General features: G+C 68.8%; 18 protein-coding genes. 6 read left to right on the forward strand and 12 right to left on the reverse strand.

Annotation, left to right across the window (positions count from 1 at the left end; translation table 11 throughout):
* The 5 genes from ABTZ43_RS14685 to ABTZ43_RS14705 all read left to right on the forward strand — a co-directional run.
* Nucleotides 1-495: copper resistance CopC family protein (locus ABTZ43_RS14685; RefSeq protein WP_350539349.1), on the forward strand; the 495-nt coding region annotated here is incomplete at its 5' end.
* 11 nt (nucleotides 496-506) lie between these two features.
* Nucleotides 507-1,040 carry a copper chaperone PCu(A)C gene (locus tag ABTZ43_RS14690; RefSeq protein ID WP_350539350.1) on the forward strand — a complete coding sequence of 178 codons (534 nt, stop codon included), beginning with the start codon at nucleotides 507-509 and terminating at the stop codon, nucleotides 1,038-1,040.
* Nucleotides 1,040-2,281 (forward strand): Dyp-type peroxidase, encoded by a 1,242-nt coding sequence (locus ABTZ43_RS14695; protein WP_056418333.1) that lies wholly within the window; start codon nucleotides 1,040-1,042, stop codon nucleotides 2,279-2,281. Before ABTZ43_RS14690 ends, ABTZ43_RS14695 begins: the two co-directional genes overlap by 1 nt.
* Nucleotides 2,278-3,729 (forward strand): PepSY-associated TM helix domain-containing protein, encoded by a 1,452-nt coding sequence (locus ABTZ43_RS14700; protein WP_350539351.1) that lies wholly within the window; start codon nucleotides 2,278-2,280, stop codon nucleotides 3,727-3,729. Before ABTZ43_RS14695 ends, ABTZ43_RS14700 begins: the two co-directional genes overlap by 4 nt.
* 94 nt (nucleotides 3,730-3,823) lie before the next feature.
* The gene (locus ABTZ43_RS14705; RefSeq protein WP_056418337.1) at nucleotides 3,824-4,012 is read left to right on the forward strand and encodes a hypothetical protein; all 189 of its coding nucleotides are present in this window, start codon (nucleotides 3,824-3,826) and stop codon (nucleotides 4,010-4,012) included.
* 85 nt (nucleotides 4,013-4,097) lie between these two features.
* Here the strand turns inward: ABTZ43_RS14705 and ABTZ43_RS14710 are convergent, their stop codons facing one another.
* From ABTZ43_RS14710 to rplU, 11 genes are all read right to left on the reverse strand, one after another.
* A complete protein-coding gene (locus tag ABTZ43_RS14710) occupies nucleotides 4,098-4,382 on the reverse strand; it encodes a hypothetical protein (protein ID WP_149422795.1) in 285 nt (94 codons plus the stop codon).
* Nucleotides 4,383-4,482: 100 nt separating this feature from the next.
* Nucleotides 4,483-5,172 carry an SDR family oxidoreductase gene (locus ABTZ43_RS14715; RefSeq protein WP_350539352.1) on the reverse strand — a complete coding sequence of 230 codons (690 nt, stop codon included), beginning with the start codon at nucleotides 5,170-5,172 and terminating at the stop codon, nucleotides 4,483-4,485.
* A gap of 1 nt (nucleotide 5,173) precedes the next feature.
* A complete protein-coding gene (rsfS, locus tag ABTZ43_RS14720; RefSeq protein WP_350539353.1) occupies nucleotides 5,174-5,560 on the reverse strand; it encodes a ribosome silencing factor in 387 nt (128 codons plus the stop codon).
* The gene (locus ABTZ43_RS14725) at nucleotides 5,560-6,702 is read right to left on the reverse strand and encodes a hypothetical protein (protein ID WP_350539354.1); all 1,143 of its coding nucleotides are present in this window, start codon (nucleotides 6,700-6,702) and stop codon (nucleotides 5,560-5,562) included. Before ABTZ43_RS14725 ends, rsfS begins: the two co-directional genes overlap by 1 nt.
* Nucleotides 6,699-7,301: a nicotinate-nucleotide adenylyltransferase gene (gene nadD, locus ABTZ43_RS14730; protein WP_045254643.1), complete on the reverse strand. Its 603-nt coding sequence runs from the start codon at nucleotides 7,299-7,301 to the stop codon at nucleotides 6,699-6,701. Before nadD ends, ABTZ43_RS14725 begins: the two co-directional genes overlap by 4 nt.
* A gap of 6 nt (nucleotides 7,302-7,307) precedes the next feature.
* The gene (locus tag ABTZ43_RS14735) at nucleotides 7,308-7,532 is read right to left on the reverse strand and encodes a hypothetical protein (protein ID WP_056418351.1); all 225 of its coding nucleotides are present in this window, start codon (nucleotides 7,530-7,532) and stop codon (nucleotides 7,308-7,310) included.
* Nucleotides 7,533-7,598: 66 nt separating this feature from the next.
* Nucleotides 7,599-8,852, reverse strand: coding sequence for a glutamate-5-semialdehyde dehydrogenase (locus ABTZ43_RS14740; protein ID WP_056418354.1), 1,254 nt, complete (start codon nucleotides 8,850-8,852; stop codon nucleotides 7,599-7,601).
* Between the two features lie 9 nt (nucleotides 8,853-8,861).
* On the reverse strand, nucleotides 8,862-9,647 hold the full coding sequence (gene proB, locus ABTZ43_RS14745; RefSeq protein WP_350539355.1) for a glutamate 5-kinase: 786 nt from the start codon (nucleotides 9,645-9,647) through the stop codon (nucleotides 8,862-8,864).
* Nucleotides 9,644-11,146 carry a GTPase ObgE gene (gene obgE, locus ABTZ43_RS14750; protein ID WP_045254647.1) on the reverse strand — a complete coding sequence of 501 codons (1,503 nt, stop codon included), beginning with the start codon at nucleotides 11,144-11,146 and terminating at the stop codon, nucleotides 9,644-9,646. Before obgE ends, proB begins: the two co-directional genes overlap by 4 nt.
* A gap of 74 nt (nucleotides 11,147-11,220) precedes the next feature.
* Nucleotides 11,221-11,478 (reverse strand): 50S ribosomal protein L27, encoded by a 258-nt coding sequence (gene rpmA, locus ABTZ43_RS14755; RefSeq protein ID WP_028501603.1) that lies wholly within the window; start codon nucleotides 11,476-11,478, stop codon nucleotides 11,221-11,223.
* An 18-nt stretch (nucleotides 11,479-11,496) separates the two neighbouring features.
* Nucleotides 11,497-11,805, reverse strand: coding sequence for a 50S ribosomal protein L21 (rplU, locus tag ABTZ43_RS14760; protein WP_167541600.1), 309 nt, complete (start codon nucleotides 11,803-11,805; stop codon nucleotides 11,497-11,499).
* Between the two features lie 211 nt (nucleotides 11,806-12,016).
* On the opposite strand from rplU, the gene ABTZ43_RS14765 reads away from it, so the two are divergent.
* Nucleotides 12,017-12,283, forward strand: a complete 267-nt coding sequence (locus ABTZ43_RS14765; RefSeq protein WP_056418361.1) for a DUF4031 domain-containing protein — start codon at nucleotides 12,017-12,019, stop codon at nucleotides 12,281-12,283.
* Here ABTZ43_RS14765 and ABTZ43_RS14770 read toward each other — a convergent pair.
* Nucleotides 12,248-13,943, reverse strand: a 1,696-nt coding sequence (locus ABTZ43_RS14770; RefSeq protein WP_350539356.1) for an Rne/Rng family ribonuclease, incomplete at its 5' end; no start/stop codon positions are given. The genes ABTZ43_RS14765 and ABTZ43_RS14770 overlap by 36 nt on opposite strands.

The raw sequence follows: 13,943 nt of genomic DNA on the forward strand, positions 1-13,943 counted from the left end.
CCCGGCGACGGGGAACAGCTCGCGTCCGCACCCTCGACCGTCTCCATGACCTTCTCGGGCGAACTGCTCGTGCTGGATTCCGAACTGACCGGCGCCGTCGTGCTCGTCGTCGACGAGTCCGGCACGGACTGGGTGACCGGCCCGGTGACGGTCGCCGGGAACACGGTGACCGCGCCGGTGGACCCTGAGATGCCGGTGGCCGGCTATCAGGTGCGGTGGCAGGTCGTATCGGAGGACGGACACCCGATCTCGGGCGTCATCCCCTTCACGATCGGCGACGCCGAGCCGATGCCGATCGGCGCGACGCCGGCCGGCGACCAGCCGGCCGACGGAGCAGCCACGACCGGCTCGACCCCTGCCGCAGATCAGATCGCCGACGAGACGGGCGGTGCCACCAGGGTGCTGCTCGTCGGAGCAGGCGGGGCGGCCGTGGCCGCGCTCGCCTTCGTCCTGTATCGAATCCTTCGTCGTCCTCGCACGACAGATGAGCTGTGAAAGGCACCATCATGAACACCACCCCCCTTTCCCGAATGACCGCGATCCTCACGGTCTCGCTGCTCGCCCTCACCGGCTGCGCGGCCGGCAGCGCCCCCGTCGAGACGAAGAGCGCCCCTGCGGGCGACGTCGTCACGATCGACGATGCCTGGGTCAAGGCAGCCGACGACGGCATGTCGGCCGCGTTCGGCGTGCTCTCCAACAGTGGCGACGAGGATGTGACCGTGGTCTCGGTCTCGTCCCCCTCCTCCGACATGCTCGAACTCCACGAGACCGTCGAGAACGAATCCGGCGAGATGGTCATGCGCGAGATCGAGGGCGGATTCGTCATCCCCGCCGGCTCGGAGCTCACGCTGGAGCCGGGCGGGAACCACATCATGCTGATGGATCTCACCGCGCCGCTGCTCGCCGGTGACGAGGCGACGTTCACCCTCACATTCTCCGACGACTCGACCTACGAGTTCACCGCTCCGGTGAAGGACTACTCGGGCGCGAACGAGAACTACGAAGACGGCTCCGAGCACGAAGAGGGCATGGATCACTGATGGCGGCGCCCACTGAGGGCGCCCGCTCCCGTCGCTCCGGGTCGACCCGGCGGCAGTTCCTCCTCGGAGGAGCTGTCGCCGGTGTCGGCGCGGTCGCGGCGGTGGGAGCGGACATTGCCCTGAATCGACCCTCGACGGACAGCACGGCCGTCTCGACCCCGATGAACGGAACGGAGACCGTGCCGTTCTTCGGCGCACATCAGGCCGGGGTGGACACCGCCGCCCAGGCGCACGGAGTCTTCGTGGCCCTCGATCTGCACGACGACACCGACAGGACCGCACTGACCCGCCTGATGCGCATCCTCACCGACGACGCCGCGCGCCTCACCCAGGGGCGGCCCGCGCTCGCGGACTCCGAACCCGAGCTCGCGCTCTCTCCCGCACGCCTCACCGTCACGTTCGGCTTCGGTCCCGGATTCGTCGCGCGGGCGGGCGGCACCCCGCCCGCCTGGCTCGCTCCCCTCCCCGCCTTCCGCGTGGACCGGCTGCAGCCCGAGTTCTCCGACGGAGACCTGCTGCTGCAGATCGCCGGAGACGATCCGCTGACCGTCGCCCACGCCCTGCGGATGCTGTTGAAGGATGCCCGCGGGTTCGCCGGCATCCGCTGGACCCAACAGGGTTTTCGCCGCGCCTACGGCACCGAGCGTCCGGGTACGACCATGCGCAACCTGTTCGGCCAGGTCGACGGCACCGCCAACCCGGAGCCAGGGACGGCCGACTTCGACCGGATCGTGTGGACCGAGGAGGGCTGGCTCTCCGGAGGGACGGGCATGGTCATCCGCCGCATCCGCATGGACCTCGACAAGTGGGACCGCCTCGATCGCAGCGGCCGCGATGCCTCGGTCGGCCGGACTCTCGCGAACGGCGCGCCCCTCACCGGCACGAAGGAGTTCGACGAGCCGGACTTCGAGGCGAAGACCGCGATCGGCTTCCCCGTCATCCCCGCGTTCGCGCACATCCGTCGCGCTCGCGGCGACGGGGCGGAGCGGATCTTCCGGCGCGGCTACAACTACGACGAACGTCCGAGCGGCGCCGAGGTCTCGGAGTCGGGCCTGCTCTTCGTGTCCTTCCAGGCCGACATCGAACGCCAGTTCACGCCGATGCAGAAGCGCCTCGACGAGCTGGACCTGCTCAACGAGTGGACCGTTCCGATCGGCTCGGCCGTGTTCGCCGTGCCACCGGGATGCGCCGAGGGCGGGTTCATCGGTGAGACCCTCCTCACCGGAGGGGTGGGCGCATGAGCGTGCGTGAACGCACCGTCGTCTCACCTCCGACTCCCGGCGAGCCGCCTCGGCGACGCGGCGGCTCCCGTCTCGGCGCACTGCTGCTGCGCCTGCACTTCTACGCCGGGATCCTGGTGGGCCCGTTCATCCTCGTCGCGGCACTCAGCGGCGCGCTCTACGCCCTGACCCCGCAACTCGAGCAGGCCGTGTACGCCCACGAGTTGCATGCGCCGGCACCGGACTCCACGGTGCCGCTCGCCGCGCAGATCGAGGCCGCGAACGCGCACGTGGGCGAGGGGACGGCGCTGTTCGCCGTGCGCCCGGCACCGGAACCCGGAGACACGACGCGCATCATGTACGCCGTGGACGGTCTCGGCCCGAGCGAGTCACTGGCCGTGTTCGTCGACCCAGGCACAGCGGAGATCCGTGGGGAGCTGGTGGTCTACGGCACCAGCGGCGCCACTCCCCTGCGCACCTGGGTCAGCAACCTGCACCGCACGCTGAACCTCGGCGACCCCGGCCGGTTGTACAGCGAGCTCGCGGCCTCCTGGCTCGGGATCGTCGCCATCGCCGGCATCGCGCTCTGGGTCATCCGGCTGCGCAAAGCCAGGGTCAAGCGCGATCTGCTCCGCCCCGACCCCACCCACCGCGGGTATCGCAGGCTGTTCGGCTGGCACGCCTCGCTCGGCGTGTGGGTGCTTCTGGGAGCACTGTTCCTGTCGGCCACGGGAATCACCTGGTCGCAGTACGCCGGGGCGAACGTCGACAGTCTGCGGGCAGCCCTCGACTGGGGAACCCCCACGGTCAGCACCAGCCTCGACGGCACGACGGCCGGGTCCGACGGACATGCGCATCATCACGGCGCGGAGAGCGCCCCCAGCGGATCGGCGAACCCGGCGACGTTCGACGCCGTCCTCGCGATCGCGCAACGGCAGAACGTCAACACCGGACAGGTGGAGATCAAGCCGCCCGCCGAGCCCGGGGCGGCCTGGACGGTCCGCGAGATCAAGACCGGATTCCCCACCGAATCCGACCCCCTCGCGATCGACGGAACCACCATGCAGGTCGTCGACCGCGTCGACTTCGCCGACATCCCGCTCGCAGCCAAACTCGCGAGCTGGGGCATCAACATCCACATGGGGGTGATGTTCGGACTCGCCAATCAGATCGTGCTGTTCGTCGTCGCCCTCGCCATCGCCGCCATGGTCGTGCTCGGCTACCTGATGTGGTGGCGACGGCGTCCGCGTCGCGACCCGTCGCGGATCGTCGGAAGTCCTCCCGGGCGGGCGCTCCGAGGGGCGCCGTGGTGGGAGATCGGGATCGTCGCGGTCGCAGCGGTCCTCGCCGGTCTCTGGCTGCCGTTGGTCGGCTGGACGCTGCTGGGGTTCCTCGTCCTCGACACTCTGATCCCCTGGGTTCGCCGCGCGGCACACGCCCGTCGGCCACGGGGAAATCAGGAGGTGTGATGCCGGCTACCCTCCGCCGACGATGCCGTCAACCCGCTGCCGCACGACCGGTGAGCATTCTATGGTCGCCATCACACACACGAGAGGAGTCACCATGTCCACACCGATCCCCCCGCTGGTCCCGCGACCCGACGACGACGGCGACATCGACGCAGTGCCGCACCGCGAGGTCGATGGCGAGAAGGTCCTCGACACCGATGTCGACGCGGATCAGGTCGACGGCGCCACCGCTGACAGACTCGCAGCGGAGCAGCCGACGGATCCCGACGCGGATGCCGACTGAACCGCTTCGCGACCGAACCGACTCATGACTGTGGGGCAGGGCCACCGAGGTGGCCCTGCCCCACAGTCTGTGCTCTGTGCGTCTTTCAGGTGGCGTAGAGCGGTGGCAGGTGCGGGATGGCTATCGGCCTCGTCGCCCTGCTCGGATCCTGGATCCGCGCGACCTCGTCGAGCACCTCCTGCGCATTCGCGTACCGTGCCGACAGCGGCAGGTCGCGAAGCCAGACGACCTCGACCTCGGTGTCGGCATACTCGTAGATGCATCCGACCACGTTGCGCGGGTCGTCGGGCGAATAGCGACGATCGTTGATCACCCACTCCGACGGAGTGACACGGTGAAGAACGTATCTCGGCTCTGGATCTCCTGTCATGCGGTTTCCCTCCAACACTCGTCCCCAGCTTTCATCATCCGCCGAGGATGTGCGGGTGCACAGCCCCTTGACAGAGGTTCGCGGGGGTCGAGCGCGGAGTTCAGCCCGCAGGGCGGATCGTCAGATCCGTCAGCGCAGCATCATCCGGGAGGTCGAGTGCCGTCAGGATCATGGACGCGACGGAGTCGGCGGTGATGAATCGCTCGGCATCGTATTCGCGCCCCTCCTGCTGATGCACGCGCTCCTGCATCGGAGTCGCGGTGCGGCCCGGATAGATCGACGTCACTCGCACCCCGTGCTCCGACTCCTCGGCACGCAGGGAGTCGGCCAGCGCCTTGAGACCGTGCTTGGAGGCGGCGTACGCCGACCACCCCGCGTGGGCGTGCAGGCCGGCACCGGAGTTCACGAACACGACCCTGGCACGGGAGACGCGCAGCACCGGCAGCAGGAGACGCGTCAGTTCCGCGGGCCCCACGAGATTGACAGCGAGCTGCTGCTCCCAGAGGTTCGCGGGCAGGTCGGCCACCGGACCGAGGTCGACGACACCCGCGACATGGATCAGCGAGTCGATGCGCTCGGGAAGGGGCTGCTTCGAGAGCGCCCACGACAGCCGTCCCGGCTGCGCGAGGTCGCCGACGAGGGCGGTGGCGCCCGGGAGTCCGGCGGTGATCTCCCTCGCTCGACCCGCATCGCGGGCGAGGACGGTCACCTGATCGCCGCGCTCGAGAAGGCGGCGCGCGACGACGGCGCCGATCCCCGACCCGGCACCGGTGATCAGGTGGGTGCGCATGTCAGTCGCGGTCTGCGGCCGCGGCGGACTCGGAGAGCTCGAACGGGACCACGGGGCAGTCCTTCCACAGGCGCTCCAGGCCGTAGTACACGCGTTCCTCCTGATGGAAGACGTGGACGATCAGGTCGCCGAAATCGAGCAGGACCCAGCGGGCCTCCGCACGACCTTCGCGGCGGACCCGCTTGTGACCGGACTCGATGAGCCGGTCCTCGATCTCATCGGCGATCGCGGCGACGTTGCGCTCGCTGTTTCCGGTGACCAGCAGGAAGATGTCGACGAGCGGGAGAGGCTCCGACACGTTGAGCGCGACGAGATCCTCACCGCCCTTCGAGACGGCGGCGTCTGCCGCGAGCTGGAGCATCTCTTCGGCGGTTTCAGGTGACTGCATCAGAACACATTCGTGGTGAAGGCGATGATCAGGGAGACGCCCAGCGCGAGCGCGAGACCACCCGCCACGATCGCGAGGATGAGCATGAGTTTGTTGCCCTTTTCGGGGGCTGGCGGGCGGATGACCTCGCCGGCGGGCTTGATGGTGCTGACCGCCGCGCTGGCGGCGATCGGCGTGGGCGAGGATGCCGGGGGCAGCTCGCCGTCGATGAGCACGGCGTCGATGTCCTTGCCATCGGTCGTGCCGTGCGCGTGTCCCTGCGAGCCGAGGCCTCGGGGCAGCTCGTAGGAGCCCGTGATCAGGATCTCTCCCGTGGACGCGACCGGCCCGGAGAGATCACCGTCGCCCGCGGACGGGGTGAAGATCAGGGTGTTGGGAGCGAGGTGCTGAGATCCCGTCGAGTCGCCGACCGTGAGCAGCTCGTCGAACGACGGAGCGAACGGCGCGCGGGCCTCGTTCGGATCGGAGAGCAGATCCTGTCCGAACGCCGGGTTGACCGTCGGGTTCTCCTCCACGGAGATGTCTGCGGCATCCGCATCGTCGACGTCGGCGAGGACGTCCTCCGACTCGGACGCCTCGGCGTCGTCATCCTCGGCGAGGCCGAGCTCGGCGACGGAGGCAGCGGGGTCCTCGTCGGGGGCCTGTGTGGCGGAATCCTGTGCGGCGGAATCGTCTGCGCCGATGACCTCTTCGTCGCGCACGTCCTCATCGACGGCGTGTTCCTGCGCGCCGGAGGACGAGGCGGTCGCGGCGCTGACGGGAGCGGGAAGCTGTGCGGCATCCGCGTCGTCCGCACCGTCGGTGTCGGCGGGAGTCGCGGTGCCTGCTCGCTGCCTCTCGAGCTCTCGGACCTGTCGGCGGGTCAACCCCCCGGTACTCGCCCCGGCGCCACTGGCGGGTGCGGCGGGGGCGGCCGGGGTCGTCGCGTCGTGGGACGCGGCATTCGAGGTCGCAGCGCTCTCGGCGCGCTCCTCGGCGTTCGTGTCGTCGCGTCCGGGCGTTGCGGACTGCGCGTCGGGCACGACTGCGGCGGCCGCCGCAGCCTCCTCCGCGGTGATGACCGGCGTGGAACCCGTCAACCGGATCTCACGCAGCTGCTTTCGCGTCAGCGGACCCTGCTCCTGCCGATCCGATGTACTCATGCCTTGCTCCGATACAGATGATGCTTCGCGATGTATTGAACGACTCCGTCGGGAACGAGATACCAGACCGGCTCGTCGTCTCGGACCCGCGCGCGGCAGGCCGTCGACGAGATGGACAGCGCCGGCACCTCCAGTTGGCTGACGTTGTCGCTGGGGAGACCGTCTGTGCTCAAGACGTGTCCTGGGCGTGAGACCGCGACGAAGTGGGCCAACTCCCACAGTTCATCATGGTCCCTCCAACTGAGAATCTGCGCCACGGCGTCTGCACCCGTGATGAAGAAGAGCTCAGCGTCGGGACGCCGCTCCTTGAGATCACGCAGGGTGTCGATCGTGTACGTCGGTCCTTCGCGATCGATGTCGACCCGACTCACGGTGAACTGCGGATTGGATGCCGTCGCGATGACCGTCATCAGATAACGGTGCTCGCTCGGCGTGACCTCGGCCTTCTGCCACGGGCGTCCCGTGGGTACGAAGACGACCTCGTCGAGATCGAAGGAGTGCGCGACCTCGCTGGCGGCGACCAGGTGCCCGTGATGGATGGGGTCGAAGGTGCCGCCCATCACACCGATGCGCGCCGGACGCGAGGTCGTATCGTTCATAGGCGCCTAGTGGCCGTGCCCTGCCTCGTGGCCGTCCTTGCCGTGGCGCGCAGCCCAGGCGTCCGCCTTCGCGGAGTGGCGGTTGGCGACGTTCTTGTACGACAGGGTGACGAAGCCGAGGAACGCGAAGACGATGATCGCGACGACGCCGAAGATCAGGGTCTCGAGCTGGACGTTGCCGTGGTGCTCGGTCTCGGCGGCGGCCATCGCGATCTGTGCGACGAGGTTCATCGTGACTCCGTTTCGTGGCTGGGGGGCATGGCCCACCAGGAGCCACAGCGCCCCCTAGTCTAGCCCTCAGCCGCGGGTCTGCCCCGACCCACGCGCCAGCCATTTCGTGCTCGTCAGCTCGGAGAGTCCCATCGGCCCCCTGGCGTGCAGCTTCTGGGTCGAGATGCCGACCTCCGCGCCGAAGCCGAACTCGCCTCCATCGGTGAATCGGGTGGAGGTGTTGACCATCACCACGGCCGAGTCGACCTCCGCGAGGAACCTCTCGGCATTGCGCGTGTCCGTGGTGATGATCGACTCCGTGTGGCCCGTGCTGTAGCGACGGATGTGGTCGAGGGCATCATCGAGGCTGTCGACGACCTTCATGGCGATGTCGAGGCTGAGATACTCGGTCGCCCAGTCCTCGTCGGTCGCGGGGATCACATTCGAGACGAGCCCGGCCACCATGTCGTCACCGTGGATCGCGACCCCCTCGCTCTGCAGCGCGCTCGCGACGAGGGGCACCAGCCGCGGCGCGGCCTGCCTCAGCACCAGCACGGTCTCGACCGCGTTGCACACGCTGGGCCGCTGCACCTTCGCGTTCACGACGATGTCGCGCGACCAGTCTTCCGGGGCGGTCTCATCGAGCACGATGTGCACGTTGCCCGCACCTGTCTCGATGACGGGGACGGTCGACTCGGTGACCACGGTCTCGATGAGCCCTGCGCTCCCGCGAGGCACCAGAACATCGATGTAGCCGCGTCCGTTCATCAGCGCCTTCGCACCGTCACGGCCGAAGTCGTCGACCGTCTGCACGGCCTCGGGGGTCACCCCCGCGCTCTGCAGCGCCTCGCGCATGATCTGCACGAGCACCGTGTTGGAGTCGCGGGCGGCGCTGCCGCCGCGCAGCACGACGGCGTTCCCCGAGCGCAGCGCGAGAGCGGCGATGTCGACGGTCACGTTCGGCCGTGCCTCGTAGATCGCTCCGACCACCCCGAAGGGCACGCGCACCTGCTCGAGCGTGACCCCGTTCGGCATCCGGTGTCCGCCGACCACGCGTCCGACCGGGTCGGGCAGCGCCGTGACCTCTCGCACCGCCGACGCGAGAGCGCGCACGCGCTTCTCGTCGAGTCTCAGCCGATCGATCAGCGAGTCGCCGATGCCGTCGGCCTGACCGCGCGCGACATCGCGGTCGTTCGCCTCGATGATCGCCGCGGCGTTCTGCTCGAGGGCGACCGCGATGGCTTCGAGCGCGCGGGCCTTGTCGTCGCTCGTCAGTGCGGCGGTGGCGCGGGACGCCTCCTTGGCGCGCTCGAGGCGCACCTGCGGGGTCTGGTCGGTCATCCGCCCAGTCTAGGAGAGCGCAGGCTCGAACCAGGTCCCTATTTCGGCCCCCGCGAGAGCCCGGTCGACCAGGTCGGCACTGGTCACGAGGACGCCGATGCCGGAGGCCGCTGCCAGGCGCGCCGCCGAGACCTTCGTCGCCGCTCCCCCGGTGCCGACGCTGTTGACCACGGTCGAACCGAACTCCAGACCCGAGAGGTCGGCATCCTTGGCGACCACGTCGATCGGCACGGCCGAGGGGTCGGACGGCGGCTTCGTGTACAGGGACTCGATGTCGCTGAGCAGCACGAGCGCGTCGGCCTCGATGAGCTGCGCCACGAACGCCGCGAGACGGTCGTTGTCGCCGAAGCGGATCTCCTGGGTGGCCACCGTGTCGTTCTCGTTCACGATCGGCAGGATGCGGAGTCCGAGCAGACGCTCCATGGCGCGGCGGGCATTGCTGCGCGACGTGGGGTTCTCGAGGTCACCCGTCGTCAGGAGCACCTGGCCGGCGACGATGTCGAAGGGCCGCAGCGACTCCTGGTACCGGTAGACCAGGATGTTCTGCCCGACGGCGGCCGCCGCCTGCTGCGTGGCGAGATCGGTCGGACGCGCGTCGAGGCGGAGGAACGGGATGCCGGTGGCGATGGCTCCCGAGGAGACGAGCACCACCTCGGCGCCGCGCGCATGCGCAGCCGCGAGGGCTTCGACGATGACCGGGATCCGCCAGGAGGACTCTCCGCTGATCGAGGAGGACCCCACCTTCACGACGATCCGTGATGCCGAGGCGAGATCCGCCCGTGAGCGAGCGGTCACTCGCCGTCCTCGCGGTAGGCCGCGAGCCGCTGCGCTTCGACCTCGGCACGAGCCTCAGCCTTGGCATCCATGCGCTCGTAGTAGGTCTCACGACGCTCTGACGTGGTGCGGCGACTGTTGGGCGCGAGACGGGGATCGGTTCCACGCGGTGCGCTCATGAGCTCGGCCGCCGAGGTCATCGTGGGCTCCCAGTCGAAGACGATGCTGTCGCCCTCGCCGATCACCACGGTCGACCCCTGCACCGCACCGAGTCGGAACAGCTCGTCTTCGACACCCAGCTTCTCGAGTCGATCGGCCAGGTATCCCACGGCCTCCTCGTTCTGGAAGTCGGTCTGCTGCACCCACCGCACCGGCTTCTCGCCGAGGATGCGGTAGACGTTGCCGTACGTGCCGCCCTCGACACGGATCTCGAAGCCCTTCTTGGGGCCACGGGGACGGAGGATCACGCGCTCGCGCGGCACCTCCGTGGCGGCCAGCTCGGCGCGGTACGCGTCGACGATCTCACCGAGCGCGAAGGTCAGCGGACGCAGACCCTCGTGCGAGACCGTGGAGATGTCGAACACGCGGAAACCGCGCGCCTCGAGGTCGGGCCGCACGAGTTCGGCGAGGTCGCGGGCCTCGGGAACGTCGATCTTGTTGAGCGCGATGAGCTGCGGGCGCTCGAGCAGGGGGGTCTGGCCCTCCGGCACCTCGTACGCCGCGAGCTCCGCGAGGATCACGTCGAGATCGGAGATCGGATCGCGTCCCGGCTCGAGCGTGGCGCAGTCGAGCACGTGCAGCAGGGCGGTGCAGCGCTCGACATGGCGGAGGAACTCGAGGCCGAGGCCTCGCCCCTCGCTGGCGCCCTCGATGAGCCCGGGGACGTCGGCGACGGTGTAACGCGAGTCGCCGGCCTGCACGACGCCGAGGTTCGGATGCAGCGTCGTGAAGGGGTAGTCGGCGATCTTCGGTCGTGCCGCGGAGATCGCACCGATCAGGCTGGACTTGCCCGCAGACGGATATCCCACGAGTGCCACGTCGGCCACCGTCTTGAGCTCGAGGACGACATCGCCCTCGACGCCGGGAGTGCCCAGCAGAGCGAATCCGGGCGCTTTGCGCTTGGGGGTCGCGAGTGCGGCGTTGCCGAGACCACCGTGACCACCCTTGGCGACGACGAAGCGCTCACCGGGCACGATCATGTCGATGAGCACCTCACCGGCGGGGTTCTTCACCACGGTGCCGACGGGCACGGGGAGCTCGAGCGTCTCACCGAGGAATCCGGCGCGGTGGTCGCCCATGCCCGGGCCGCCGTTTCCGGAGCTCCGGTGCGGCGAGTGGTGGTACGAGAGCAGCGTGCCGGTCTGGGTGTCGGCCACGAGCACGATGTCACCGCCGTCACCGCCGTTGCCGCCGTCGGGGCCGCCGAGCGGCTTGAACTTCTCGCGGTGCACCGAGACACAGCCGTTGCCGCCCTTGCCCGCGCGCAGATGCAGCGTCACGGTGTCGACGAAACTGACCATGTCTCTCTCCTCAAAAAAAGATTCGGGGCGGGCCGAAGCCCGCCCCGAATCGGATGTCTACTGTCGTGCTGTGATCACTCGGCAGCGGCGACGATGTTGACGACCTTGCGGCCGCCCTTCGCACCGAACTGCACCGCGCCTGCGGCAAGAGCGAACAGCGTGTCGTCGCCACCACGGCCGACGTTCACGCCGGGGTGGAAGTGCGTGCCGCGCTGGCGGACGATGATCTCGCCGGCGAGAACCTGCTGTCCACCGAAGCGCTTGACGCCAAGTCGCTGAGCGTTGGAGTCACGACCGTTACGGGTGGAGCTTGCGCCCTTTTTATGTGCCATGTCCTGGTCTCCTCGGTCTTACTTGATGCCGGTGATCTTGACGCGCGTGAGCTCCTGACGGTGGCCCTGGCGCTTCTTGTAGCCGGTCTTGTTCTTGTACTTCTGGATGATGATCTTCGGGCCGCGGAGGTTGCCGATGACCTCAGCCGTGACCTTGACCTTCGCCAGCGAGTCAGCGTCGGTGGTCACCGTGGCGCCGTCGACGAGCAGCACGGCGGCCAGCTCGATCTTCTCGCCCGAAGCAGCCTTGACACGGTCGAGCTGAACGATCGTGCCGACCTCGACCTTCTCCTGCCGCCCACCGGCGCGCACTACTGCGTAAACCACTTCATACCTGTTTCGTTGGGGAGCTCGCGGCTCCGAGATCTCACGGGAAGACTGTTGCTTGCATGCATCGCAGGGCGACGGGCACGAATGCAAGACTCTCCGCTCCGACCGTCCAGGACGACGCGGCATACGCACCAAGGGACTACTTTACCGGATGCCGGACACTGTGGCAAAACGCGCTCTCCGGTGTGTCCGGTCCTAGGCTGGCTGGGTGACCGTTCTCGTCGACGAACCCCGCTGGCCCGCCCACGGACGACTGTGGGCGCACCTGGTCAGCGATGACAACCTCGACGAGCTGCACGCCTTCGCGCGCGCCCACGACGTGCCTGCGCGCGCCTTCGATCTCGACCACTACGACGTGCCGGAGGAACTGGTCCCCCGGCTCATCGCCGCCGGCGCCGAGCACGTCGACGGCAAGGAGCTCGTGCGTCGGCTGATCGCCTCAGGCCTGCGGATCCCCGCCCGCGACCGCCGCTGACGAGTCCGAGTTCACCGAGACGGGAGTACCCGTCAGAGCGGCCGTGGACACCCGACGGCGACCGCGACCCTGGCCGGGCGCCTTGGGCTCGGGAAGCGCGTCGAGCACCGAGTCCAGCAGCGCCTCGGCCGGTGACTTCGGCGAGGCCTTGCGGTCGGAGCCACGCTTCTTGCGCGGCTTCTTGGCCCGCTCCTGCGCGGCGGGGGCCTCCGCGGCCTCGGTCGAGGGCGCCACCGCATCCGGCAGGTCCTCCGCATTCGGAACCCGCGTCGATGCCGCGATCTGCGCGAGAGCCGACTTCGCACCCTCAGGGATGCTGTGCGTCGTGCCCGCGGGAGGGGCCGAGTTCTGCGACGGCCCGTTCCCCCCGCGCTGGCGGCGGTTGGACGAGGAGTTGCCGTTTCCGTTGCCGTTGCCGTTGCTGCTCGACCGGTGCTTCACGACGGGGTCGTGGTGCACGATCACGCCGCGGCCGGCGCAGACGTCGCATGCCTCGCTGAAGGTCTCGAGCAGACCGAGTCCCAGCTTCTTGCGGGTCATCTGCACGAGTCCGAGCGAGGTGACCTCGGCGACCTGGTGCTTGGTCCGGTCGCGGCTGAGGCATTCGATCAGACGGCGCAGCACGAGGTCGCGGTTCGACTCGAGGACCATGTCGATGAAGTCGACGACGATGATGCCGCCGATGTCACGCAGGCGAAGCTGACGGACGATCTCCTCCGCAGCCTCGAGGTTGTTCTTGGTGACGGTCTCCTCGAGGTTTCCGCCGGAGCCGACGAACTTGCCGGTGTTGACGTCGACGACCGTCATGGCCTCGGTGCGGTCGATGACCAGCGAGCCGCCGGAGGGCAGCCAGACCTTGCGGTCGAGCGCCTTCTCGATCTGCTCGGTGATGCGGAACGCGTCGAAGGGGTCGGCCTCGTCCTCGTAGGACTCGACGCGCTCCAACAGGTCGGGGGCGACGCTCTCGAGGTAGGCGCGGATCGTGCGCTGCGACTCCTCCCCCTGGATGAGCATCTTCGTGAAGTCCTCGTTGAAGACGTCGCGGACGATCTTGACGAGCAGGTCGGGCTCGGCGTGCAGCAGCGCAGGCGCCTGCTGGTTCTCGACCTGCGTGCGCACGTGCTCCCACTGCGACGTCAGACGCTGCACGTCGCGGGTCAGCTGATCCTCTGTCGCACCCTCGGCGGCCGTGCGAACGATCACGCCCGACGACTCCGGGAGCACCTCCTTGAGGATGCGCTTGAGGCGCGCGCGCTCGTTGTCGGGGAGCTTGCGGCTGATCCCGTTCATCGATCCGCCGGGCACGTACACGAGGTAGCGACCGGGGAGGGAGATCTGGCTGGTCAGACGGGCGCCCTTGTGCCCCACCGGGTCCTTCGTGACCTGCACGAGGACGCGGTCCCCGGCCTTGAGCGCCAGCTCGATGCGGCGCGGCTGGTTGCCGGTCTCGACACCGTCCCAGTCGACCTCGCCCGAGTAGAGCACGGCGTTGCGTCCGCGACCGATGTCGACGAACGCGGCCTCCATGCTGGGCAGCACGTTCTGCACGCGGCCGAGGTAGACGTTGCCGATGAGCGACGCATCCTGGTTGCGGGCGACGTAGTGCTCCACGAGCACGCCGTCCTCGAGCACGCCGATCTGCGTACGACCGTTCTTGGAG

It is taken from the genome of Microbacterium sp. NPDC097977 (assembly GCF_040302605.1).
In the GTDB taxonomy this organism is placed as follows: domain Bacteria; phylum Actinomycetota; class Actinomycetes; order Actinomycetales; family Microbacteriaceae; genus Microbacterium.